General features: G+C 34.7%; 26 protein-coding genes and 1 pseudogene. 17 read left to right on the forward strand and 10 right to left on the reverse strand.

Going from position 1 to position 25800, the window contains the following annotated elements; genetic code table 11:
• Positions 1-14: 14 nt before the first annotated feature.
• Together SLH52_RS10540 and SLH52_RS10545 are read right to left on the reverse strand one after the other, a co-directional pair.
• Positions 15-1073 carry an iron ABC transporter permease gene (locus SLH52_RS10540; RefSeq protein ID WP_320209236.1) on the reverse strand — a complete coding sequence of 353 codons (1059 nt, stop codon included), beginning with the start codon at positions 1071-1073 and terminating at the stop codon, positions 15-17.
• The gene (locus SLH52_RS10545) at positions 1070-2071 is read right to left on the reverse strand and encodes an iron ABC transporter permease (protein WP_320209237.1); all 1002 of its coding nucleotides are present in this window, start codon (positions 2069-2071) and stop codon (positions 1070-1072) included. Before SLH52_RS10545 ends, SLH52_RS10540 begins: the two co-directional genes overlap by 4 nt.
• Before the next feature lie 165 nt (positions 2072-2236).
• Here SLH52_RS10545 and SLH52_RS10550 point away from each other — a divergent pair, with 165 nt between their 5' ends.
• The 12 genes and pseudogenes from SLH52_RS10550 to SLH52_RS10605 all read left to right on the forward strand — a co-directional run bounded on the left by SLH52_RS10550 (position 2237) and on the right by SLH52_RS10605 (position 11640).
• Positions 2237-3238 carry an iron-siderophore ABC transporter substrate-binding protein gene (locus SLH52_RS10550; protein WP_320209238.1) on the forward strand — a complete coding sequence of 334 codons (1002 nt, stop codon included), beginning with the start codon at positions 2237-2239 and terminating at the stop codon, positions 3236-3238.
• A gap of 424 nt (positions 3239-3662) precedes the next feature.
• On the forward strand, positions 3663-4214 hold the full coding sequence (locus SLH52_RS10555; protein WP_413785512.1) for a flavodoxin family protein: 552 nt from the start codon (positions 3663-3665) through the stop codon (positions 4212-4214).
• 214 nt (positions 4215-4428) lie between these two features.
• The gene (locus SLH52_RS10560; protein WP_320209239.1) at positions 4429-4872 is read left to right on the forward strand and encodes a MarR family transcriptional regulator; all 444 of its coding nucleotides are present in this window, start codon (positions 4429-4431) and stop codon (positions 4870-4872) included.
• Positions 4873-4956: 84 nt separating this feature from the next.
• Entirely contained in the window at positions 4957-5112 is a 156-nt protein-coding gene (locus SLH52_RS10565; RefSeq protein ID WP_320209240.1) for an isochorismatase family protein, read from the forward strand.
• Positions 5103-5507, forward strand: a complete 405-nt coding sequence (locus tag SLH52_RS10570; RefSeq protein WP_320209241.1) for a cysteine hydrolase family protein — start codon at positions 5103-5105, stop codon at positions 5505-5507. The genes SLH52_RS10565 and SLH52_RS10570 overlap by 10 nt, the downstream gene beginning before the upstream one ends.
• Positions 5508-5684: 177 nt before the next feature.
• Positions 5685-6755: a serine hydrolase domain-containing protein gene (locus tag SLH52_RS10575; RefSeq protein WP_320209242.1), complete on the forward strand. Its 1071-nt coding sequence runs from the start codon at positions 5685-5687 to the stop codon at positions 6753-6755.
• Between the two features lie 202 nt (positions 6756-6957).
• Positions 6958-7562, forward strand: a pseudogene (locus SLH52_RS10580) (hydrolase).
• A gap of 17 nt (positions 7563-7579) precedes the next feature.
• A complete protein-coding gene (locus SLH52_RS10585; protein WP_320209243.1) occupies positions 7580-7885 on the forward strand; it encodes a hypothetical protein in 306 nt (101 codons plus the stop codon).
• A 360-nt stretch (positions 7886-8245) separates the two neighbouring features.
• Positions 8246-8764 carry a GNAT family N-acetyltransferase gene (locus SLH52_RS10590; RefSeq protein WP_320209244.1) on the forward strand — a complete coding sequence of 173 codons (519 nt, stop codon included), beginning with the start codon at positions 8246-8248 and terminating at the stop codon, positions 8762-8764.
• 365 nt (positions 8765-9129) lie between these two features.
• Positions 9130-10113: a ketoacyl-ACP synthase III gene (locus tag SLH52_RS10595; protein WP_320209302.1), complete on the forward strand. Its 984-nt coding sequence runs from the start codon at positions 9130-9132 to the stop codon at positions 10111-10113.
• Between the two features lie 366 nt (positions 10114-10479).
• The gene (locus SLH52_RS10600) at positions 10480-11052 is read left to right on the forward strand and encodes a histidine phosphatase family protein (RefSeq protein WP_320209245.1); all 573 of its coding nucleotides are present in this window, start codon (positions 10480-10482) and stop codon (positions 11050-11052) included.
• A gap of 312 nt (positions 11053-11364) precedes the next feature.
• Positions 11365-11640, forward strand: coding sequence for a hypothetical protein (locus SLH52_RS10605; RefSeq protein ID WP_320209246.1), 276 nt, complete (start codon positions 11365-11367; stop codon positions 11638-11640).
• Here SLH52_RS10605 and SLH52_RS10610 read toward each other — a convergent pair.
• The 3 genes from SLH52_RS10610 to SLH52_RS10620 all read right to left on the reverse strand — a co-directional run bounded on the left by SLH52_RS10610 (position 11637) and on the right by SLH52_RS10620 (position 14306).
• Positions 11637-12011, reverse strand: a complete 375-nt coding sequence (locus SLH52_RS10610) for a VOC family protein (protein WP_320209247.1) — start codon at positions 12009-12011, stop codon at positions 11637-11639. The two genes, SLH52_RS10605 and SLH52_RS10610, sit on opposite strands and share 4 nt — an antisense overlap.
• A gap of 395 nt (positions 12012-12406) precedes the next feature.
• Complete coding sequence (locus SLH52_RS10615; RefSeq protein WP_320209248.1) at positions 12407-13366, reverse strand: RNA polymerase sigma factor; 960 nt, start codon at positions 13364-13366, stop codon at positions 12407-12409.
• Positions 13367-13580: 214 nt separating this feature from the next.
• Entirely contained in the window at positions 13581-14306 is a 726-nt protein-coding gene (locus SLH52_RS10620) for an MOSC domain-containing protein (RefSeq protein ID WP_320209249.1), read from the reverse strand.
• A 251-nt stretch (positions 14307-14557) separates the two neighbouring features.
• Here SLH52_RS10620 and SLH52_RS10625 point away from each other — a divergent pair, with 251 nt between their 5' ends.
• Positions 14558-15583 carry a hypothetical protein gene (locus tag SLH52_RS10625; protein WP_320209250.1) on the forward strand — a complete coding sequence of 342 codons (1026 nt, stop codon included), beginning with the start codon at positions 14558-14560 and terminating at the stop codon, positions 15581-15583.
• Between the two features lie 13 nt (positions 15584-15596).
• Here the strand turns inward: SLH52_RS10625 and SLH52_RS10630 are convergent, their stop codons facing one another.
• Positions 15597-16058 carry a site-2 protease family protein gene (locus SLH52_RS10630; protein ID WP_320209251.1) on the reverse strand — a complete coding sequence of 154 codons (462 nt, stop codon included), beginning with the start codon at positions 16056-16058 and terminating at the stop codon, positions 15597-15599.
• 238 nt (positions 16059-16296) lie between these two features.
• On the opposite strand from SLH52_RS10630, the gene fadR reads away from it, so the two are divergent.
• From fadR to SLH52_RS10650, 4 genes are all read left to right on the forward strand, one after another.
• Entirely contained in the window at positions 16297-16992 is a 696-nt protein-coding gene (gene fadR / locus SLH52_RS10635) for a fatty acid metabolism transcriptional regulator FadR (RefSeq protein WP_320209252.1), read from the forward strand.
• A 130-nt stretch (positions 16993-17122) separates the two neighbouring features.
• Positions 17123-18712: an FAD-binding oxidoreductase gene (locus tag SLH52_RS10640; protein WP_320209253.1), complete on the forward strand. Its 1590-nt coding sequence runs from the start codon at positions 17123-17125 to the stop codon at positions 18710-18712.
• Positions 18713-18726: 14 nt separating this feature from the next.
• On the forward strand, positions 18727-20307 hold the full coding sequence (locus SLH52_RS10645; protein WP_320209254.1) for a glycerol-3-phosphate dehydrogenase/oxidase: 1581 nt from the start codon (positions 18727-18729) through the stop codon (positions 20305-20307).
• Between the two features lie 271 nt (positions 20308-20578).
• Positions 20579-22141, forward strand: a complete 1563-nt coding sequence (locus SLH52_RS10650; RefSeq protein ID WP_320209255.1) for an FGGY-family carbohydrate kinase — start codon at positions 20579-20581, stop codon at positions 22139-22141.
• Between the two features lie 153 nt (positions 22142-22294).
• Here SLH52_RS10650 and SLH52_RS10655 read toward each other — a convergent pair whose 3' ends face one another.
• The 4 genes from SLH52_RS10655 to SLH52_RS10670 are packed head-to-tail and all read right to left on the reverse strand — an operon-like array spanning position 22295 to position 25625.
• Positions 22295-23437 (reverse strand): ABC transporter permease, encoded by a 1143-nt coding sequence (locus SLH52_RS10655; RefSeq protein ID WP_320209256.1) that lies wholly within the window; start codon positions 23435-23437, stop codon positions 22295-22297.
• Complete coding sequence (locus SLH52_RS10660; RefSeq protein ID WP_320209257.1) at positions 23434-24306, reverse strand: ABC transporter ATP-binding protein; 873 nt, start codon at positions 24304-24306, stop codon at positions 23434-23436. Before SLH52_RS10660 ends, SLH52_RS10655 begins: the two co-directional genes overlap by 4 nt.
• Positions 24290-25078, reverse strand: a complete 789-nt coding sequence (locus SLH52_RS10665) for a hypothetical protein (protein WP_320209258.1) — start codon at positions 25076-25078, stop codon at positions 24290-24292. The genes SLH52_RS10660 and SLH52_RS10665 overlap by 17 nt, the downstream gene beginning before the upstream one ends.
• The gene (locus tag SLH52_RS10670) at positions 25062-25625 is read right to left on the reverse strand and encodes an RNA polymerase sigma factor (protein WP_320209259.1); all 564 of its coding nucleotides are present in this window, start codon (positions 25623-25625) and stop codon (positions 25062-25064) included. The genes SLH52_RS10665 and SLH52_RS10670 overlap by 17 nt, the downstream gene beginning before the upstream one ends.
• Positions 25626-25800: the final 175 nt, after the last annotated feature.

Genomic DNA, 25800 nt, shown 5'->3' on the forward strand with positions numbered 1-25800 from the left:
TTTGCCCACCCCTTTTACATACCGTTTCGCTGTTTATATAATAGATAAATAAAGTATGGTGCTCCAATAATTGCTGTAAAAACACCTGCTGGTACTTCAATAGGAAGAAAGACTGTTCGCCCAATTGTATCTGCTAATAGGACAAGAATAGCACCAATTAATGCTGATAAAGGAAGTAATGCACCAAATGAAGATCCAACAAGTCTTCTTGCGATGTGAGGAGCCATTAGCCCTACAAATCCGATACCTCCAGCGAATGCCACTGCAGTTCCGATTAACGCAGCACTTAATAATAATAATAATATGCGTTGCCTTTGTATGTGAGTACCCACACCAATAGCAATTTCTTCACCTAGTTCTTGAATATTAATCTGTCGTATCATGATCATGACTATGAACAACAGTGAAGTTGTAATTGGGGTCAGTATCCATACGTTTTCCCAATTAGAACCATATACAGATCCTGTTATCCATACATTGGCTTGGCTAGCTTGATAAATTGGACCAATGATCATGAGTAAGGTTGTCAAAGCCTTTGTAAACGCCCACAAACTAATACCGATTAATACGAGACGTATAGCAGAAAGACCGTTTTTCCATGCTAGTATATATAACAAAAAGGTCACAATAGTTGCACCTACAAATGCACTTAACGGAAGCCACTTGATACTAACTGTTAAAGCATTATTTGCATCGCTAAAAATAACTAAAAACAAAACAACGGCAACAGATGCGCCACCTGAAATACCAATAATGTCTGGTGACGCGAGTGGATTTCGGACAATGGCTTGTAAAATAGCCCCAGCTACAGCAAGGCTCATACCGACAAGGATAGCGATCAAAATTCGTGGCATACGAAATGACTGAACAATGAGTTGTTCATAAGTATCCCCTTGACCTAATAAGATAGCCACTACACGCAAAGGTTGTAAAAACTGTTCTCCCATTCCGCTACTAATTAAGAATAAGAGTAATAATAACATGAAAAATAAAGAAGTCATCTTAATGGCATGTCTATCGAGTATCAGTGATATTCTCTGCTTTCCAACCCGTAAAGGATAATATTTATTCATGCTGAGTGTACTCCTTTTCGAGCAATATAAATAAAAAATGGTGTTCCGATAAAAGCAGTCATCACACCAACCGGTACTTCTTCTGGCATAATGACGTACCGCGCCCCTATATCCGCTAACAATAACAAAATGCCCCCTAAGACTCCGCAATAGGGTAAAATCCATCGGAAATCATTTCCTACTAATGTGCGCACGATATGTGGAATTATAATACCTATAAATCCTATAGGGCCAGCTACTGCAACAGAACCCCCCGCAAGTAAAACGAAGCAAAACGTCATCGTTAAATTAACTACTCCTGTACGTAGTCCGAGCCCCCTTGCTACATCCTCCCCCATGGTTAAGACATTAATTTTTGGAGAAATAATGAAAGCTAGAACTGTCGCACCTATGAGGTAAGGGTACACTGTGAACAAAATGTCCAAATCTCTACCTTGAACCGACCCAGCTAGCCAAAACAGTGCTTGATCAAGGGCAGATTCGTCCATCACTAACAACCCTTGAGTTAAAGAAGAAAACAACGCTGCTATTGCAGCACCTGCAAGTGTTAATTTCATTGGAGTCAAGCCTGTTCCTGAGCTGCTAAAAACATATACTATACATGAAGCAAAAGCTGCACCAGCAAAAGCGATCCAAGTATACGCTTGCAATGAATTGACTGAAAACACCATTAGTGCAACAACGATAAAAAAGCTCGCACCTGCATTAATACCAATAATATCTGGTGAAGCAAGTGGATTTTTCATTAATGCTTGCATGAGGGCTCCTGCAATGGCTAAGCTACTTCCAATAACAGCAGCAATTAATGCTCTTGGTAGACGCACTTGCTGAATAATAATATGTTCATTCGAACCATCGAATTGTTGGAAGGCTTCAATAGCTGTTTGAACACCTGTATCAGTATAGCCAAGGATAATGCTAAGTCCAATACACAACAATAAAATACATAAGCTAGTGATCAATCCAATCAATTTTCCTCTATTATTTGTTAGTAACATTTCTTACTTCTCCCTCAATTTACCGAATTCTCTTTTAAGTGTAGGAGATGAAAAAGAGAATGTCAATGACTTTGATAATCATTTTCATTTAGATATTGACAAAGCCGTAAATATACTCTAACATCTAAACAGGAATGAAAATCATTATCAAATAGGGGAGATCACATGAATACATACAAATCAAATCGTTTATCTTCATTTCTTACTGGGGTATTTCTCATCGCAATTCTAACACTTGTAGGTTGCTCAAATACAGAAGGTGAAACGTCTAGTGGTAAAGAAGCTACCCAGAAGGTAACTACAACTGAAAGCAGTTATTATCAAGTAGAACATGCAATGGGGACAACAGAAGTAAAAGGAACGCCAGAAAAAATTGTTATTTTAACGAATGAAGGAACAGAAGCTTTATTATCACTTGGTATCACACCGGTTGGAGCCGTCCAATCGTGGACAGGTGACCCTTGGTATGATCATATACAAGAAGAAATGAATGGTGTAAAGAGTGTTGGAAAAGAAATGGAACCGAGTTTAGAAACAATCTTATCGCTACAACCAGATCTGATCATTGGTAATAAAATGCGCCATGAGAAGATTTATGAACAACTATCCGCTATTGCTCCTACAGTATTTGCAGAAACATTGCGAGGAGATTGGAAGGAAAACTATGAGTTATATGCAAAAGCGGTTAATAAAGAGGAGCAAGGTAAAGAAGTCATTTCAGAATTCAATAATCGAATTGAAAATTTACAAAATCAACTAGGTGATAAATTAAACCAACAGGTGTCAATCGTTCGTTTCATGCCTGGAGATGTTCGAATTTATCATAAAGATACTTTTTCAGGAGTAATTCTTGACCAATTAGGATTTGCTCGACCTGAAAGTCAGGATATTGCTGATTTTGCAGAAAAAAATGTGACGAAAGAACGTATCCCAGCAATGGATGGTGACATTCTATTTTATTTCACATATGATCCTGCTGATAAAGAAGGTGAAGCAAAGAAATTAGAAGAAGAATGGATTAATGATCCACTATTTAATAATTTAAATGTTGTACAAAACAATAATATCTATAGAGTAAATGATGCAATTTGGAACACAGCAGGTGGTGTTAAAGCAGCTAACTTATTTTTAGATGATATAGAAAAATATTTCTTAGAAGAAAAGTAATAGTACAATCTTAATAATAAAAACTCGGAATCTATGATTCCGAGTTTTTATTATTTTTAACATAGGAAGTGAGTTTTTATATTAACGATGAAATGAACTTAAAAATCTCACCAATTCGTTCTAATATAGTGTAATAAAGCTGTTTGTGCATGAATTATTGATTTCTTACGAGTTTTTTCTTCATACCAAGGTAAATGACAACTAACTTTCAAACAGGTTAATATTTCAACTCACCGTGTTCACTTATGTAAAAACCTTATTTCTTGCAGGATTTAAATGATGATGTATAATTATGGAATATACAGCACTGTTCAACCATCTTCAAAATTTTTATAGGTCAATCTTATCTTCTATATAATATGAATAGCATATGTTATCTATAGGTAACATGATCGAAGTGTTTAATATGAATGGGAGTGTTATGATGAGAATTTTAAATATATTGGGGAGTTCTAGAAAAAATGGGAATTCAGAATATCTTACTGACCAGATGCTACAAGATGTAGCTTATACAAAACTATATTTACATGATTATCATATTAAGGATATTGTAGACAAACGCCATACTGAAGAAGGATTTCATCTAGTTGATGATGATTATGAGGATATCATTCAGTCGTTATTAAGCCATGATGTAATTGTTTTTACAACACCATTATATTGGTACGGTATGTCAGGACATATGAAAACGTTTGTTGATCGTTGGTCACAATACCTTCGTGATGAAAGGTTCAACTTTAAAGAAGAAATGAGTAAAAAGAAAGCGTATGTTGTCGTTACTGGTGGGAATAAGAAAATTGTAGCCCTACCATTAATTCAACAATTTCATTATATTCTTGACTTTGTAAATATGGAATTTGTTGATTATCTTTTAGGTCAAGGAAACGAACCGATGGACGTTAAGATGGATGAAGAAGCACTTGCGAAAGCAGCATATCTTAACAATAAGCTAAAAACACAGTTGGAAGTTATTTAATTGAGTAGTAATTAGTTTATAAAAGGAAGCTTTGCTATTAACAGGGTATAAATCTGAATATTTTATTATTGTAGAATTGTCGATTTCTTGACAGTTCTTTTTTGTTTAATACTAATTTTAAACTTTACAAATAATAACATCTAACATATAATTAAAATAAATATTTTATATATCTAAACAATTAAGGTTATAAACAATTTAGGTGGTGAATATAATGGACAATAACACATATTTTAAAGATGCCTTTATGCTATTAGAACAAATCAATAATTCTCTTATACATGAGATTGAATCCCTTCTTCAGTTTGATTTAACTCCAAAACAATCTGTACTAATAAACATTGTTCAAACATTCAATAATATAACTGTAAAAGATTTAGCTGAAAAGATGAACATATCTACAAGTGGAGTAAGTCAACTTCTTAGTAAGCTAGAAAAAGATAAGTATATTAAGCGAGAAATAAATGTTGACAATCGACGAGAAGTTCATATTAACCTGGATACTAAAGGGTTGGAACTATATCAAGCTTCTAAAGAAATTGATAATAAAATTATAGATAAGTATTTTTCTAAGTTAGATGAGACTGAAGCCGAACAATTTTATGCAATTGTGAAAAAACTGCATTGCATTGTCATGTCTGAGAAACAAAATATATAAGCATTGATTCAATAAATGAGAAGGAAGAATGACAAATGAAGTGTTACTGAATGATAGGAATAATAACAAGTGGAGGATTAGTAAATGAACGTAGCTATACTTGTACTCGACATTCAAAAGGGCTTTATTAGTGAAAAAGCTCGAATGCAAGTAGCAACTCATCACATAGAACCGATGTTAGCTAATGTTAATAATATTATAGAGAAAGCTGACAGTAGAGAAATACCTGTTTGTATATAGGTAATGAATATGAATCTAACCAATTTATTGTAAATTTCTTTACAAAAAAATCAGCACTAAAAGGAAGTGAGGGTGCGGAGTTAGATGAGAGATTACTAATGGTGAATGAGATTTATTTTTCGAAAAACAAATCGAATGCGTTAAGTAATTTAGATCTTGTTTCATATTTAAATGCTAACAGAATTAATCATATAGTTATAGTCGGTTTATTTGCAGAAGCTTGCGTAGCTGCAACTGCCCTTGACTCCATCCGTAAGAATTTCACTGTAACAGTAGTAAGAGTTGCAGTAGCAAGTGCGAATGATTCAAAGAGAGAGAAGTCCTTAAAGTATTTGAATTCTAAAGGGGTTGGCATTATCGAATCTTCTCAATTATTCGAGAAGCCCGTTAATTAACAGGCTATAGAAGAAAAGATAAATCAAGATAGGTAGGTTATGTTTTCTGTATTCCTTACAAGGCAGCCCTTAAAAATTTTGACTGTGATGTTGTTTGATTTTTGACACGCTAGTTTTATTAAAAAAATCCGAAATCTATACGGAAACAGCCAATAATTATGTTGAGGAGGAGTGACAGTGCTAAATACAATGACTCATAAGTTGATAAAAAAAGAACTAGATAGTGCTAAGAAAGCAAGTTTAGCGGTTGGTGTTGTATCACCAAAAGGAAAATTTACAGACGGGCAGTTTTATCACGAATTGAATGAACGAGAAATTGGGAATTGTATATTTGAAATAGGCTCAACAACAAAGACATTTACTAGTTTTTTGTTAGCAAAACTAGTCCAAGAATCAAAAATTTCCTTAGATGAACCAATTTCATCATATAAACCTGCATACAAAAATGCACTCAGTTATGATGGTAAAGATATTACCTTTCGACATCTCTCAACGCATAGCTCACGTCTGCCAAGGGAAGATATGAAAAAGCTACGTAAAAGGATAAAAGAAAATAAACAAGATAAAGATAATTTTTACAAGCATTACACACATGAAGATTTACATCAATTCTTCATTGATTTTGATTTAAAAAAAGAGATTGGAGCCAAATGGGGTTATTCCAATATCGGGATTGGATTATTAGGGAATGTACTAGCTGAAATTGTTGGAATGACTTATGAGGAAGCAATTAAAACGCATATCTTACATCCTTTAAACATGAAAGACACGTTTATTACAGGCAATGAAGAACAAATGAAACGCTATGTACAAACTTATAACAAAAAAGGCGTTATGATACCTCCTATTGAATTACCTTCAATACAAGGTGCTGGTGCATTTAAAAGCACTTTAAATGATATGTTAATATATTTGGAACACCAAATGGGGATGAAAGAAAGCTCGCTTAAAGAGGCAATTGAGTTAACACATGAAATACATGGAAATTCTTCGAAGAAAAGCATGCAAATGGGTTTAGGTTGGTTTATTGAGCAAAAAAAATGGAGTCCTTCTCCGATTATTCATCATGGTGGAACGACACTGGGATTTCATACGTACTGTGGTTTTCTTAAGGAAGAACAAATAGGGATCGTTGTATTTTCTACAATTCAACTAACAACGACAAGAATAATCAAAATATTATTAAAACTAACTGGCTTAATAAATGAGGATATTGCCGAATCAATCTACTTAGAGCATTTAGCATAATTGTATATTAAAGCTGTTTTCACATAGATTGTTGTTCTTCTTACTAAGGTATAAACACGTATATAACTGGAACATGTGGTATCTTTTTTCTAAAAGTTATAGAGTAACCATCCCCCTCTTAAAGCTGAAAAAATGATGTGAAAATAACAACAAGGTTCACACTAAGAAATCTAAGAAGAAGGTTTGAAATGAAGAGAAAGCTATAGGTTCAAGAATCATGCATCTATTAATTGCAAATCGTATTGCTGATCATTTCTCGATTAAAGAAAAAACTACATTTCTTTAAGGTGGGATTGCACCTGATGCAGTTTCACCTAAAGATATATCACATTTCTATAAGATGTAAATGATTACTCAAGGAGTATTGATTACAAAGCATTTTTACATAAATATAGCTCTTACAAAAAATCTCATTATATAATAGGTTACTACATGCACCTAAATGCTGATCATATATGGTTAAAAGGATTTTACTTACCATAGTTAAAAAACCGTATGGAAAATGATAATAAGATTTTTGAACTATACCATAACGATTTTAGCTTGTTAAATAGTAAGTTAATAACATACTATGGCTGTACTAATGAATTGCATGAGTTATTATTAAAGCAAAGTGAAATTTTTTAGTTAGATGAAATAAAAGAAAATGACGTAAAAGAATTTATACCATACTTATTGGAGGATATGAATGCTAAACAAAGTGATCTTGATGAGCCGTTACAAGTGTTCATGTTTGACCAAATTGTCGGTTATGTTGAAACATCCACTGACTTAGGAATTCAGAAAATCAAATCATTAATACAATGAAGATAAGTGAGGGAATAGTGAGAAAAAAGAAGAAATTAGTTCTTTTTGTATGTGTCAATATTGTTATATTAATAGTTTTGACTATAACAAACCCAACAACAGAGGATTTTACAGCATTTTCAGAAGAAAAATATGGCAGGATGCCACCTCCACCAAAGAATATACTTGTCGAAATTGAAAGAATCGATTTCGTTATATTTTCAACATATACACAAATGCTAGGTTATGAATCAGGAATCACTCATTTAGGTATATCCGGACATTTTTTTCAAATTTCAGAAGGACAATATGATTATCCGTGGTGGTTAGACTTGTTTAACTAGGTTCTTCTTATAAACTTTGTTGCTATTTTTACTAACGAAAGACTGCAAGTGTCACTACCCTAGCCCTATTATTTTTAGGTTGAACAGGGTGTCAAGATTCTAGAAGTATACGTGTTTATACCTTAGTACGTAAAATAACAGTATTGTATACGGTAGAATAATTTCTTGGTGCACAGAAGAAAATGAGAGAAACATAATAGAAGCTACGATTATAAGTAAAGAAGAAAAAATCTTGAAATGGATAGTGGAAAATAGATAACACTTGTTCATTTGTATTCACAGTAAGTTTAAAAGACAACATTAGAGAAATTGATATATAATAATTTTTTTACATAGGATATCAATTTTTGGGAGGAAGTAGTGAATAGTAATAGTAAGATTTTACATTGTATTAACGTCAGGCCTATAACAATGACTGATTATAACAGTGTCTTATATTGGAGTAAGGATGAATCTTTTTGTTTAGCAAACGGTTGGGAGTACAATCAAAACTCTAAAAAACTATATCAGTGGTGGCTTAATTGTGTAAATAGAAAGTCTGAAGAGTTTGTTCGTTTGGGTATAACGTTACATGAACGATTAATTGGATACGCAGACTTAGCTAATATTAACAATAATACTGCCGAACTAGGCATTGCAATTGGTGAGAGTGCATTGTGGGGTAAAGGAATTGGTTTTTATTCTGCTGAATGTATGATGCAATATGGATTTGAGGAGTTAGGAATTACAGTTTTTAACGCTGAAACCCATGAAGCGAATGTTCGTTCCAAAAAAATGCTTGGTAAATTGGGATTTAAAGAAATTAGTAGAGTAGGTAATGAAGAATATTTAGGGACTACTGGGCAACTAATACAATATAGATTGTTTCATAAAAATTGAAGCACTTTAGGAATTTAACGATTTTTAACATCATGGTCAGGTAGAAAAACAACACTTGTTATTCGATCAACATATCATAACAGGTGTTGTTTTTTGTTGTCATTAATTTCGATGCAAACGTAATGACTGATTGTAAAATATAGGTAGACTAAAAGGGGGAGTAATTAATTTTAGAACTATGATGTTGCTGCTGCTGTATGCCTATAATACTCTCTGAGATTAAGCTTTCATTATGTTATATTCTGGATAAACGAAAGTGAGATCTCCATCTATCTATTTATTTTTTCTTTCTTTCTTTAGTTTTATATACCAGGTACTAATACCTAGTGTTATAATTAAAGAAAACAATGAGGTGACAAAAAATGATGACCTCTAAAGCACGCATAACAGCAATAGGTACTTATGTTCCAGAAAAACGATTATTAAATGAAGATTTAGAGAAGCTGGTAGATACGAATGATCAATGGATTGTTCAACGAACGGGTATAAAGGAAAGGCGCATAGCAGAGGAAGATATGTATGCATCTCATTTAGCTATTCAAGCAATCGATCATCTAATCGAAAGCTACAACAAAGACATAGAGGATGTAGACTGTATTATCGTAGCAACAACCACTCCTGACTACGCATTTCCAAGTGTAGCTTGTCAAATTCAAAGTCACTTTAATATTAACAGTACAGGAGCATTTGATTTGAATGCAACATGTGCTGGTTTTATGTATGGCTTACATTTAGCTAATAGTTTAATTTCTTCTGAACAGCATAAAAAGGTTTTAGTAGTTGGAACAGAGACTTTATCAAAAGTGACCGACTATAACGATAGAACAACATGTATTTTATTTGGAGATGGTGCAGGGGCTATGTTGGTTGAATTTGATCTAGACAATCCTAGTTTTATAGGTAGCCATATGGGGACAAATGGAGATGGTGGGATACATGTATATAGATCAACTTTTGCAACTAAGATGGATAACAAACCTTTGAATACATCAGGTAAGATGGTGCAAAATGGAAGGGAAGTATACAAGTGGGCAACCCGTACGGTACCAACAGGAATTCAGCAATTATTGCTTAATACAAATTTACAAATGGAAAATATTAATTGGTTTATCCCCCATAGTGCAAACCGAAGAATGATAGAATCAATATGTGAAAAATCGGGATTATCGGTAGAAAAAACTTTGACTAGTATGAAGTATTTTGGAAATACGTCATCCGCATCTATTCCATTGGCATTACATTTAGGAATTCAAGAAAAGAAAGTTCAAAATGGAGATACTTTATTACTCTATGGATTTGGTGGAGGACTTACACATTTGGGTCTTATATTATCGTGGAATGTTAAGTGAGTATAGTATATTGCTTGACTCTCTCTAAAAGAATGAAATTCTATTTGGGATATTTTGAGGGATTTTACATGAATTTTAGATGATTAAAAAATAATTCTCTTTTCATAATCCTTGTTGCTATAGTTCTTAAATTAAAAGAAAAAGAGGGTGTCTTGAAAACCGATTTATACTAGGTGATGCACCATCTTGAGGTTGAGATTACTCGCTGTATAGGCCATATTGGAATAGTAATAGGTATCGTAATTGTTGATGGAAATATAGTTTGTGAAACAGCTACTATTCGCATTTTGGAAATGAAAAGAAACGTGGAACACTGTATAGTATTTCAACAAAATAATAAATCATTTTAGTAACAGGGGTTTGATTATGGAAATTTCATTGATTAGACATGGCAAATCAAAACATACAGATAATAATGTAATAACATGTACGCAGTTTAAAGATTGGGTTGAAAAATATGATCATATAGGGGTTTTTGAAGAAAAGTCTTACCCTACAAAAACCGTTAGGACAATATCTACAGCAAAATTGGTCATTTCAAGTGACCTAGAACGCTCTACTGCGTCAGTAAAATTATTAAATTCCAACGTAAAAACAATTTCAATTCCTATATTCCGAGAAACAACATTACCGACTCCAAAAACAGCATTATGGGGGATGGAATCAAGACCAAGTACTTGGGCATTGATATTCAGATGCTTGTGGTTTAGCGGTTATGTCACTGCGGATTGTGAGTCTTACCGTATTGCCAAAAATAGAGCTCGAGAAGCATCTGCATTATTAGTGGACTATGCTCAAAAGTATACATCGATAGTATTGGTTGGTCACGGGTTTATTAATTTGCTTATTGCTAAAGAGCTAAAGAGCAATGGGTGGAAAGGGAACAGGAGACCAAGCTCTAAACACTGGGGGTGTACTACATATACCTTAAATCTGTAACAGTCTCAGAAGTTTGTCTGGTTTATTGTATCATGTGAATGACAACCATTTAAAAGTGCGGTTCAAAATCGGCAATAGTTAGAAAGCCATTAATTGATAGGGAGGTTACATTTATCATGTTTAAACTATTAATATTAATTGTTCTTGTCATAACAGCTGCAGCTGGAGTGACTGCAGCTGTAGCATTAATCGCTAGTTTAAAGAAAAGAAGTTAGCACTCATGAGGTGGGGCTAACTAACCTTTTTCTAAATAGCATTTAACGTTTTTCTTGAAAAGTCTCCATTATCAAACGTGTAAAGTGTGTAAACCCAATGGTAGGTGGAGATGAATTTCGGATGACGTTAGCAAAATTAGGCTATAATTTCCTCATAACTCATACTATGGCAAAAGATGATATAGGTTTGAGTGATTTTGCTATGGTAAAACCAGCTTCCTTCCACTCAATAAATAATAATAATGGTACAAATAGATTTCCATTCGATGGACATCTATGCACGTACGGAGGAAGAAACGTTGCTACTTTCATCTTTGAGCTGAAGCTCCACTTCAAACGTTTGAAAAGTGCCAAGTCGTTCACACATTGTTAGTCAGCACAAATCATTACTAGGTTTCCATCTAGGTCTTTAATAACGAAAAACGATATGTCATCAAATTCTTGAATTGGTGAATGAATCGTGTAGCCAAGTTTTTGAACGTATTCGTAAGAAGCTCCTACATCTTCGGTGAAAAAGCTAAATAAAGGATGAGGAGAAGGGCATACGTGTTGTGTTTGCCCTTTAGGTCCTGCATCCAATAACAAATTTGTATAACCATTAATGTTCATGTTAAAAACAGGTTTGTCAACCTTCCTTTCATCATAACTTTGGCCTAGTAAATGACTATACCATTTCACAGACTCTTTCATGTTACTTACAGGGACAAATGTTATGTTCAACTGATTTTTAATAGGACTTTGCAAAATTCGACTCTCCTTCCATATTTTAGATTCCAAATAACAGAATCTTATTATATAAGACGAAGTTAAATAGTGAATTCTTACAACGATAATAAATTTTTGCTGTTATCGCATTGATTGTTGCTATAGCATTTGTGACATATATTCTTCGCTAAAGCCTATAAAAACCATATAAAACGCATCAGTTACACAAATGTAAGTGAAAAACAACAAGTCTTATGAAAAGAGCGTAAATTGTTAACAAATAGGCTTGATTGTTGTATTCGTGCAAAGCAAATAATATGTAATAAATAACTAGAGGTTGTGTCATCTTTTTCTTCTTAACAAGATGACAAATACAAAATCACTAGGTCTGTTCTAATTGAAGTTTAAGAGTAATAATTTTCAGAAAAATAATTTTAGAAAATATGATAATAGTATCTAGCATTTAATTGCACCTCTAACGCTTCAGCGGCCCTTTTCATGATATCCCACGAAAAACAATAAAATTTCCAGTAAGTTATTTTGTTGTCTGTGATTTCTAAATAATGGATATTATTTAAGTATAGTTCATTATCTTGTTTTTTCTCCATTTCTACTAATACACGTTGACCCCACAATTCAATATAATTTACAACGATATCTTGCTGATCTCGTACGATATTATGCCAATCATTTAAGGAATTGTTACGTGTTTCGTTTGCTCCCATTTCAAAGCCTGAATGAACTATATCTGTAACGATATTTTCATCAAGTAATGAAGCAATTAGCTTCGCATCTTTTTTTCTGAATCCTTCAAGTAATAAGTTCATAGCCTTGCTTGTTTGAACATCTTTTTTGTAGTCCTTTAGGATAACTGCTTGAAGGTCAAGGTGTTTCTTTTTCATTATGTTTCTGGCTCTATGTAAATTAGTATTTACTGCCGATTGGCTCGAGCCTATAATTTCTGCAATTTCTTTCCCTTTAAATAAGAAAACATCTCCAAGAATTAGTGTCACATATTGGGTAGGTGTTAACAAAGTGATTACAATTTCTAAATGCTCAATGAGCTCGAATTGATAATTGTCTAGTTTGTCTTGGCTAACAGTTGCTTGTATGATGTCGGTATGCTTTTTAGTTTTTCTCATTTGATCAATCCATAAGTTTGAAGCAATTTTAAATAAATACGATTTTGTATTTACTGGTTGATATACTTTCGCTAATACGGATAGTGATTTAAGCAAAGTGTCTTGGACTAAATCTTCAGCATCCCATGGAGATTTAGTTAAATGCATACAAAATCTCCACAAATCTTGGCGGTATGGTTCAATTTGTTTTTTGAAAGCTTGATCAATTGATCGTAAAGAATCACCAAGCTCGTTCAAATTGGTAGTAGACATTTCCATCTCCTTGTCACTTTGATAAAAAATGTTTCATCAGCGCGTTATAGTTTTTTTGAAAATTAGGTGGCTATGAATGTTGCTTTTCATATTTTGGGTATGAACTCGTATACAAATCACATTCGGGACATCATAGCACGTTATAAGAAGAAATAATATCAATCCTTCATTAGTTGATATTATTTTAGTAACAACAACGTTTACGACAAACTCTTTAAATTATTGGATCGTTGTCATGCAGGAATACTTGAGATCCTTCGTAAATCTCACCCGTAGCGACTACTGAAGCATATACGCCAAAAAATGCCTCCCGTTCTTTAACGATCGTCTTTAATATGTTCGGATTTATTTCTGTAGAATTTGTAGGATCAACATTAACATAAGCACATCTGACACATTTCTTATCTAATTTGTATCTTGTTCCATTTATTGATAGTTCTTTACCGATCCAAGTTTCTTCCTCAAATGCAATATTACTTTCAAGGTCTATAACGATATTTGGTCTAAATCTCCTTATATCCAATAATTCACTTTTACATAACTCGCTTATTTTTGCTAAAGATGCGGTGGAAGTCAATAATATGTGATTTTCCCAATACGATCCTTTTTCGCTCTCAGGATCATGACTTACTTTAGAGATTGATTCATTATCTAGAAGAGTTGAAAGCTTTTTATCTAGTGCTAGATCACCCCAATCGTAAGTCGTACCGTCAATTGACGTAATACTAACTTTAGGTCCTCCATTTGCGATAGTGTATTTAGCATTGTAATTTACTAACTCGGGTAATTTATCAATAGTTAAGAATTTTGAATTTATTTTATATGCAAAAGATCTGTCTCCCCATATGCCATGATGATGAATAGGCGCATTTTTTAGCCGTTCTCCACCGAATGCTTTAACTGGATATCTATATAATTTACTTACTCTACCTACCTTCATTTGAGCCCTCCTTAATAGGTCATTTATATTACTCTCATTGTCATCAATTAGTAGGAAGGTTGTCAACCTAATAATCTCATTAGCTAATTAGGTAATGTATTTTATGAATGTAAACATATAATATAGAAGCAAAAGATAAAGGATGTAATTAAAGAAAATTCATCCTCCGAAAAAGCTGATTTTGCTTGGAGATATAACCAACATTAATCATATTGTGAGGTGTAGTAATGTGGCTTGCAGGGTTTAGGTGGATGTCAATAATTGTAGGAGTGATGATGGGTGCAGGATTTGCTTCTGGACAAGAGGTATGGCAATTTTTTGGAGAAGGTAGTGAGCTGGCAATTGTGTTGTTTATGTTAATATTTATTTTTAGCTGTTTTGTAGTTTTATCAATAAGCTATGAGGAAAAAACTGATCATTTTTTACCGATTTTACGTAAACTTGTCGGTATGAGGCTCGCTCAATTTTATGATGTACTCATTGTTTTTTATTTATTTGCAACAACAGTTGTCATGACAGCAGGTGGTGCGGCAGTTCTAGCACATTTTAATGTACCCTATTGGTTAGCTATTATGATCTTTTTGTTACTATTAACTTTGCAGTTGTTTTGGGGGTTTAAAGGGTTAATCGTAGTGAATTTTTACATTTTTCCTGTCCTTATAGTCGGATTGATTGTGACGCTGATCTTGTTTATGAATCAACTGGAGGAACCGTTTATATTACAATGGGGTGCTAAACAAAACTTGTTATCAGCATTTACATTTACTGCATTTAATATTTTGCCCATCATAGGGGTACTTGGTGCAATTGGCAAGAAACTACATACAAAAGGGGAAGCAGTGATCGCAAGTATTGGGAGTGGCATAATATTAGGTATCATATGCTTTATTTATAATCAATCTTTAGTACGAATACCTGTAGATGTAGATGAATGGGAAATTCCTCTATATGCCATTTTAGCCTATTTCCCTATGCTTATAATTGGAATTATGTCGTTGTTTCTATTTACTGCTATTTATACAACTGCTGCGTCCGGTATATTTGGTTTATCAGCTAGATTGCGAGAAAGGTTCCGTATACCTATTTGGCTCTTTTTGATTGTAATATTTATACTTATTATTCCGTTAACTACATTTGGATTTTCAGCATTAGTTTCAGTGCTATATCCATTGGCTGGTTTTATCAACCTATTATTATTAATGTCTATTCTATTATATCCATTGAGAGTCATTATTAATAAGAGAATGAATATAGAGACGCCGTCTAATGACAGATGAATGTGCTCATCTGTCATTTACACTGTTTTCTTCTGTTTCTAATTGCAAAATAAATAGCTTCTAATACTAACCAACCATCACTTTTCTTCTTGTTAAACCGGTATGGGATGACATTAATAATGACTAAAAAATATGAATAAAGTATGAACAACATGATCATGTCATATAAATGATCTGGCACCCAGCTTATAAATAGCAAGATAATAGTAGCCGTAATAAAATTAAATATAACGCCTCCTAAATGGATGGCACTAAGCTTTAAATTAGATAAAACATGTCTTTCCTCCCAAAAACAATACCCCCCTAAAAAAAACAGCAGTCGTATCGATACTGTTTTTGTTGCTACGATAATAGGACCAATTCCTAACGATATCTCATTAATTTTAGCCTTGAAATTTGTGCCGAAATAAGCGTGGCCCAGTTCATGAATTAAATGAACGAGTGTAACTATGAACAAAAAAATTAATAATTCCAAATAAAAACCACCAATATTTTTAAAACAATTATACTATAAAGGTTTTAGAGAATCATAGATGCAGCTAATACATATATTTAAATTTTCTTTGACATATCTATAGCGATATTTTATGATTGTGGTAAGACCACAAGATTATTGCTGACTTACCAGTAAGTAATTAATTGCATAGAAAATAATGAGGGTACTTATTTGTCTCTGTAAAATTTTGAAAATTACAACAATGGAGGTGAATGATTTGAAAGAAAAATCAATTTCTGAGAATTCCTCAACAACAGTAGAAAATATTTTAATTAAAGCTGTTTTGAGCGGAGAATATCCCCCTGGAAGTACGTTGCCTTCAGAAAGAGAGCTTTCTGCAACGTTAGGTGTAGCACGTCCTACTTTGAGAGAGGCACTTCAGCGTTTAGCTAGAGATAGATGGTTTACAAAAAGAAAAGGGCATGCGACGATCGTAAATGATTTTTGGAAACTAGGGAATTTAAATACACTCGAAAATATCATCACAAATACTGACCAGCCAAACGGGCAATTTATCGTTCATTTATTAGAAGTAAGAGCGGCTTTAGCTCCTGAATTTGTTCACAAATCAGTATTATCTAACCCTGCTAAGGTTGTGGCAGTGTTAGCAAATAGTAGTGAATTGGAAGATGATTGTGAGCAATTCACTTTATTTGATTGGAAACTCCAAACAAAATTAGCAGAATTAGCACAAAATCCGATTTATTTATTAATAATGAATAGCTTTACTGAAATATACAATTTGATGGGGAGGTTGTATTTCTCACATCAGGAAAATCGTGAAGTAACACGTGAATTTTACCTTAAGCTTTTAGCAATAGCTATGGCTGGGGATGCTGATAAAGCTGAGCAACTTACCAAAGAAGAAATGATTAAAAGCATAAATTTATGGAAAAAAAGCCAAAGTATTTAATTGAACCATATTTTGTAAGCGTTTTCGGAATGATGTATATGAATATACACAAGGTGAATGAAATGTCATTTTTCTCGAAAACAGCTTAAAAATCTTTCAGAAATATATATGAATATAGGGGGAAAAACAAATGAGAAGATGGAACGGTTGGGGTGACGATACAGTAAATATGGACTTACCAGGAGGGGCAAAGTCCTTTTTAGAAAATGAATTGGGTACGAGTCAGGGTCCTGAGGATATATCGCTAGAGAACGCTATAGCCAATGTTCCAGCATCAAAACTACCTGATCACCGTCTCGTTAGCAAAGATCCACTCGAACGACTGAGACATTCAGTTGGTCAAAGCTTGGGAGATTTTATTGCTATTCGTAGTGGAAAGATACCAACATACCCGGATGGTGTAGCATATCCAACAACAGATGAAGATGTTCGTGAACTATTAAAATTTGCTTCACAGGTTGGGGCAAATGTCATTCCTTACGGAGGAGGCACGAGTGTTGTTGGACATTTAAGTGCTCTTCCTGGAGACAAACCTACGCTTACAATAGACATGGGGCATATGAATAAATTACTTCATATTGATGAAGAAGGTTGTCTGGCAGAATTTCAAGCTGGTATACGTGGACCAGATTTAGAAGCAGCGTTAAAAGCAAAAGGATTCACGTTAGGTCATTTCCCACAGTCGTTTGAATACTCTACACTTGGTGGCTGGGTTGTTACTCGTTCAGCAGGGCAGCAATCATTAAAGTATGGACGAATTGAAAGGTTATTCGTTGGAGGCGTGATGGAAACACCTGTTGGTAGCTTGAAGTTACCAAATTTACCTGCATCAGCAGCTGGGCCTGATTTGCGTGAATTTGTAATGGGATCTGAAGGAAGGTTAGGGATTGTAACTAGGGTAACGATTAAAATAACACCAATTGCAGAAGAGGAGAAATTTTATACTGCATTTTTTCCAGGTGCTGAGCAAGGGATGGCAGCAATTAAGGAAATTGCACAAAATAGTGTACCTCTTTCTATGATGCGCTTAAGCTTACCTGAGGAAACAGTATCTCAATTAAAGATGGCAGGGGACAGTAAAACAATAGCCCTGTTAGAGAAATGGCTTAATTTTAGAGGTGTAGATGACAATAAATGTATGCTACTATATGGCGTCACTGGTTCAAAAAAACATGTAAATGCTGCTCTTAGTGAAGCACAAGCAATGATTAAAAAGCATCGAGGTGTGCTCGTAGGTACAAAAGCGGGGGAACATTGGGTGAAAAATCGTTTCCGCTCACCGTATTTACGTAATAGCCTATGGGAAGAAGGTTATGCAGTTGATACTGTAGAAACTGCAACAACATGGGATCGAGTTCCCGCTACTGCAGAGGCAGTGGAAGCTGCATTTCGGAACGGCTTAAAGGATATCGGAGAAAATGTTTTTGCATATACTCATCTTTCACATGTCTATCCTCATGGTTCAAGTATCTATACAACTTACTTATTTCGAATAGGAAATACACCGGAAGAAACGAAACGGCGTTGGGAAGTGCTGAAAAAAGCTGCAAGTGAAGCCATAGTTAAAAATGGAGGAACCATTAGTCACCAGCACGGAGTAGGGGTTGATCATCGTCCATATTTAGAAGCAGAGAAAACACCACTTGGCATGGAAATGATTAGAACCCTAAGCAATACACTTGATCCAGAAAAAATAATGAATAAGGATAAGCTACTATAAAAGGGGTGTTTATAATGACAAGCCGCGTTGAAAAATGGAGAAGTCTTAATGAACCTTGGGATGTTATTGTTATCGGAGGTGGAATAACGGGCGCAGGCATACTTCGGAAAGCGGCAAGCCTTGGATTAAAGTGTTTACTGTTGGAGAAAAGAGATTTTTCTTGGGGTACATCTAGTCGCTCCGGGAAGCTCGTTCATGGTGGATTACGCTATTTAAAGCAAGGGCAAATCAAAACGACTTATCAATCTGTATCTGAAAGAGAAAAGCTTCTGCGTGAATGCGAAGGTTTAGTTGATCCATTAGGGATACTCATCCCTTTTTATGATGATGATCGTTTAGGTTCATTTGTATTACAAGCAGGCTTGACTGTATATGATATGATTGCTATGCGCAGAAATCACCGTAAGTATGACTCTGCTAATGTGAGTATGTTGGCACCAGGTCTTAGACAGACAGGGCTTAGTAATGGCTTACAATATTATGATGCAAGGACTGATGACTCTAGGCTAGTACTTAGAGTGTTGAGGGAAGCTGAACATCAAGGTGGAGTAGCTATAAATTATGCTGCAGTAGAAAAATTAACTAAAGACCAAGCCGGTGAAGTGAACGGTGTTGTAGTTAAAGATGTTGTGACTGGGCAAATGTCAGAAGTTAGTGGGAAAGTGATAGTAAATGCAACAGGTGTGTGGGTTGATCAACTTCGGAAACAAGTGGGGGAGTCACCGAAAATGCGTCCTCTTAGAGGTAGTCATTTAATTTTTCCACATTGGCGATTCCCACTTTCACAAGCTGTTAGCTTTGCCCATAAAAAGGATGGTCGTTACATTTATGCGTTCCCTTGGGAAGGAGTAACGCTTGTCGGTACAACGGACATTGATCATCATCAATCACTTGACGAAGAGCCAGGTATTAGTGTTGAAGAAGGGAAATACTTATTTGAATCATTAGATGAGATGTTTCCAGCGTATAATTTGAAACCTGAAGATGTGATCTCGACGTTTGCGGGCATTCGTCCTGTGGTAGATACAGGCAAGGAAGATCCTTCAAAAGAATCAAGAGATCATTGTGTATGGACAGAACATGGTTTATTAACTGTAACTGGTGGGAAATTAACGACATTTGATATTCTCGCAAAGGAAGCAATCAATAAAGTATTAAAAGTAGTAACACCATCTAGCACGCTAGCAACGAATGACCTATCAACTGATGAATCTAAAGCTGTAGATGTTAAGTGCAATTTAAACGATACAATCAGCCGTCGATTATCTGGGCGTTATGGACATGAGTGGTCAACATTTGCCCATGAATTGGATCATTCTGGCTGCGAACTAATACTAGATTCAAATACAATATGGGCTGAATTACGCTGGGCTGCGAAGTATGAATCTATCGTTCATTTAGACGATCTGTTACTCCGTAGAGTTAGACTCGGTATGATACTACCTGAAGGAGCTATTAGCATACTTGACCGACTAAAAGTAGAGGTACAGTCATTGCTAGATTGGGATGATGAACGTTGGGATGATGAAGTGGCTAGGTATAAGAAATTATGGAAGCAAGGGTATAGCCCAAATTTATTACTGGAAGTTAAGTGAGGGAAACCGTGCTATAAAATTTGGTGTAACAGAGGATTGAGATAAGTGTTACAGCTACTTATTGAGTACGAATGTTAACATTTACAAAGTTAAGACATATTAACATGAGTAATCAAGATATCTTAGGATATAAAGTACGTTTATTGAATCATTTCTTTGAGCTATAACGGAACTGAAATAGATAGGGGTATGAAGAAAGCCTCATAACTTTATTAAATATTTTATTAGAGGCTGTTTCATGTTTGTTATTCGTGGGGGGGGAGGAACAACAATGGATGAAACGGTTTTGGCAATTGACATAGGAACTCAAAGTGTGCGGACATTAGCATTTGATAAACACGGTCATTTAATAGATTATACGAAGGTAATTTTTTCACCAGCTTATTTTTCAAATCAGCCTGGATGGGCTGAACAAGATCCTGAATATTATTGGAATTGTTTGGTGGAATCTTCTAATAAATTATTTGCGCAAGGCAAAGTAAATAAAGAGGCAGTTGTATCAGTGACGGTAACTACCCAAAGGGGGACGATGGTTAACCTTGATCATAATAAACAGCCATTACGACCTGCGATGCTTTGGTTAGATCAACGCAGATCGACAGAATGGCCTGAAGTTGGGGCAGCGTGGCAATCTGTTTTTCGACTTGCTGGATTAACAACAACACTTCATTATTTACAAGCAGAGGCAGAAGCTAATTGGATCAAGCAGCACCAACCAGATATTTGGTCGAAGACCGCGCATTATCTACTGTTATCAGGCTACATCAATTATAAACTTACAGGTGATATTGTGGATTCAATAGGAAACCAAGTTGGGTATATTCCTTTTGATTACAAAAAGCAGTCGTGGTCAGCAAAGAAACATTGGAAATGGAAGGCTATTCCTGTAGAGGAAAAGATGTTGCCAACCCTTGTTCAGCCAGGAGAAAAGCTAGGTGTGCTCACTTCAAAAGCAGCTGCAGAAACAGGACTTCCTGCGGGCTTGCCGGTCATAGCAGGGGCAACTGATAAGGCATGTGAAGTATTAGCGACAGGCTGCCTAGCTCCACATAGAGGGAGTGTTGGATATGGGACAACAGCAACAATAAATGTGAATTCCAACAAATATTTGGAACCAATTAAATTGATTCCACCATACCCTAGCGCCGCTCAAGGGCAATATAATTTAGAAGTACAAACGTATCGAGGATTTTGGATGGTTTCATGGTTTAAGGAGCAATTTGCAAATGAAGAAATGATGCTAGCGAATGAGGCGGGCGTTGCTGTAGAGGAGTTATTAGATGATTTAGTAGCAGATGTTCCTCCTGGTTCAATGGGGTTAGTACTACAACCATTTTGGTCTCCAGGAATTAGATACCCAGGTCCAGATGCAAAGGGTGCAGTGATCGGATTTGGTGGTGTGCACACTAAAGGTCACTTTTATAGGGCATTATTAGAAGGTTTGGCATATTCTTTACGTGAAGGTAGAGAGAGGATCGAAAAACGGACAAAGATTCCGATGACAGAACTCGTTGTTTGTGGTGGTGGATCTAAAAGTGACAAAATGCTGCAAATAACTGCTGATATATTTAATTTACCTGCTAAACGCCCTACTGTGAGCGAATCATCAGGATTAGGAGCAGCTATTTTGGGAGCCATGGGAGCGGGAATTTATTCTACTGTTGAAGATGCTGTTAATAATATGACTAAAGACGGAGATGTTTTCGAACCACTAAAAGAAAATGTTGAGTTATATGATCAATTGTATCGGGAAGTATATAAGAAGATGTACACAAAATTAATGCCGTTATACAAATCTATTCAAACAATTACAGGCTACCCAGCGCATCTATAATAAATTATTAGATTGTAAGTAACTTGTAACACGAATGATGACAACTTATATGATTAAAAACCAGAGATGATCTTCATTCATCTCTGGTTTTTAGCTTATAGATTAGTAGAATGAGAGCATATTTATCCAGGTAAATCTTTTCTCGTATATAAATTATGCTACTTGCTTGTTTTTAATCGCTTTGTAAAGCATCATCATAAACATAACAGTAAATAAAGCAACTAAAGGATAGTTCACAATTGGATCTAATACAGGAACACCGAATAAGTTTAGAGCATGAAATGGTTTTGTGAATTCTGGTGCAGTCATGAAATTTGAAAAGCTATACTGTTTCACGTATTCCCAATAAGGAACACCAAGGTTAATTGTCGGTAATAAAAAGGTTACTGCACTAATGATAAACGAAACTAAAGTGCTTTTTGTTATGGCAGAGACAGTTAATACAAACGTCATAAACGCAAATGCTACTAGTAGATGAATGCCGATCTGGCTAAAGAAATATTCGATAGCAGTTAAAGTATATGGTGATTCTGGATATCTTAAAAATTGAATAGGTGAATTCCACCCAATATTCCCATAAATATATGAATTCATGACTATATTGAACATGACCCATACAGTTGTTAAGAATAATACATAAACTAATGAAGCGATTATTTTAGCTGTGACACCTTTTTGGCGACCATAAGTTGAGCTATATATTAACTGATCCATTCCTGTATTCGTTTCATTGACAAAAATAGAAGCTAGTCCAATTAACATCAAGATTCCAGTAAAATATGGAGCAAACCTTTCAACAAAATCTATCGTGTTTATTGGCCCTTGATTATACTGAAAGGTATCTAATTTCAAATGATTTAACATATTAATTTTTAATAGAGCTGTTTTATAAGAAATATCATTTTCTGATAATTTGTCTAACTTTATTTCTAGTTCTGTTATTTTCGATTTAATGTCACGCGTAGTATTATCATTAAATAAAATTTGTTGAACGATATTATACTTCGCAAGTTCTTCGTTAGTTAAGGAGCTTGTTGGTGTATTTGCATAAGGTAAAGAGTCTAAGGTTTGAGTAGCTTCCTCAACTTTCTCACTAGTTAAGTTCCCTTCCCACTCTTGAGCAAATGTGTTAAGTTCTTCCTTGACCTCAGTCGTGTACGTGTCTGCTTTCGGTGAAACATTTCTAGATTCACTTACCATTACGAGGCTAAATAGAAGAAACATGAGTACCATTACAATGTAAATTCCCTTTTGTCTAAATATTTTATATAGCTCAAACTTCAATAGTTGTTTCACTGTGCTGTCTCCTGATCAAAATAGTATAAATATAGATCCTCTAGATTAGGCTGTGCTGAAACTGCCCTTTCATCTGGTTTGGTTTCAGAAATGATTCTAAGTCCAATTTCATTTTGTTGACGAATTATATTTCCCACCTTGTATTTTGCTTGGAATGCTTGAACCTCATTTTCTGGGACATTCACGGTCCATACATATCCTTGGATTTGCTCGAGCAGCTCATCAGGCTTTTCTTTTTGAATAAGCTGACCAGCCTTTAACACGAGTATTTCCTTTGCTATGAATTCGATATCTGAGACGATATGGGTTGATAACAGCACGATCCGATCTTTAGAAATAGAAGACAATAAATTTCTAAATCTAATTCGTTCTTTCGGATCGAGTCCTGCGGTTGGTTCATCAACGATTAACACTTTTGGATCGTTTAATAGTGCTTGTGCAATACCTAGACGTTGTTTCATTCCACCTGAAAATTTGCCAACCTTTCTTTTCCGGTGCTCGGTTAAATTAACAACCTCTAATAGATCATCAATCTTTTTCCTTGCTGTATTCTTCTCAATTCCTTTTAATGAAGCAATGTACATTAAATATTTCTCAGCTGAAAAGGTCTTATATAAGCCAATGTACTGAGGCAAATAGCCGAGTACATCACGATATTTTTCATCCAACACTTCAATATCCTTACCGTTATATAAAATTCGCCCAGAAGTCGGTTTAATAAGTGTCACGAGCATGCGCATTAATGTTGTTTTACCAGCTCCGTTTGCACCTAAAAAACCGTAAACACCTGCTGTTAAATTAAATGACACATTGTTTACTGCAAATTTATCTCCAAACTGTTTAGTTACATTTTCAATTGTTAAATTCAAGGGAAACACCTCTCGTTATTTTTTTGATTAGAAATATAAATAATGTTACTGCTAATAAAAAAGCGATAATATAAATGATGACTGGTCTAGATTCCATGTATGTTATGAGTTGTTCATTACTCATGTAGATTCCAACGAAGCTTATCCACAATATGACTGTTAACGGTGCTGCAATTTGCCCTTTTAATTTAGAGGCTAATAACAACCCAAATGATGCTACAACAGTAAACGGAAGGATCCAATACATGAGTACCTTCGTAAGCAATATTTGTCCATCCCCAGTGAAACTTAATAATGTAATAAGAAATACCATGAGAATGAAATTGTACACACCGGTGACGACCATTTTAGACAGCACCAGCTGTTGAGCGTTATATTTGCACGTTAATTCTAATTCTAGAAAGTCTCTATCTCTACCTTTAAAGACCTCTAGCAGTCCTAATAGAAAAGGTACGGGAGAAAGTAACATAATTGCAAAATATGGATTACCGGATGTGTTTATCGTAAGCAAAAAACCAATTAGGAAAAAAGTGAGATTCGTAATCCAAAATGATTTATCAATAAAGAATATCTCCTTTGTTGATAGGCGCAGCAACTCTGCCAATTTATCTAATTTGCTTTTTTGCTGTTTTTCAGGCACATACTGTCTAAGAGTCTCAATTGTTTGATACATTTCATCCTCACTCGGAAACTCAACTGAAAAATCATCTAATGTACTGAAGTGTTCAAGCTCTTTGTTAATTTGAAGATTTATGTCATCCCTGCTGCTCAAACGAACCACTCCTTTCTAGAATCATTTTTAATTTTGCCATACCTTGCTTTAGTCTTGATTTTACGGTTGAGACATTCGTATTTGTCACCTGTGCAATTTCTTTAATTTTCATGTCATGGAAGTACTTTAATAATATTGCTTCACTTTGAAATTCTGGAAGTTCGTGAATTGCACTTTTGATCATTTTTCTGTTCTCACTTCTCTCAAAAATATAATGCACACCTTCATTTTTATTCGACTGAAAGCTCTCATCAAATTCTTCTGTCTGTGATGACTGCTGATAGGATTTTGAACGAAAAAAATCTCGACAATGATTCACAGCTATCGTTAAAAGCCATGTTTGGAACTGGGCTTTCGATGAGTAACTATGAATGCTTTTCATCATTTTTATGAAAATTTCTTGTGTTAAATCATAAGCGGTTTCTTTATCGCCAATTTTCCGATAAACAAAGGCATATACTACTTTATAATGTCTTTTTACGAGTACTTCCATGGATGCTTGATTCCCTGCTTGAATATCTTTTATGAGCTCTTTATCGGTTAGCAAATTTGTTCACCTCAGCTAGTTTAACGAAATGGATGTTGAAAAAGTTTTAAAAGACTTAAATGAAAAAACTGGGAATATTTAATTAAATACAGTGCAAATAATGATAGCTTTTCCTATAGACAGTAAAATTAGTTAACAAGAATGGTTTTTCAGCGTTAAGTTGAATGGATATAAG

Source organism: Cytobacillus sp. IB215665, assembly GCF_033963835.1.
Taxonomy (GTDB): Bacteria; Bacillota; Bacilli; order Bacillales; family SM2101; genus Nanhaiella.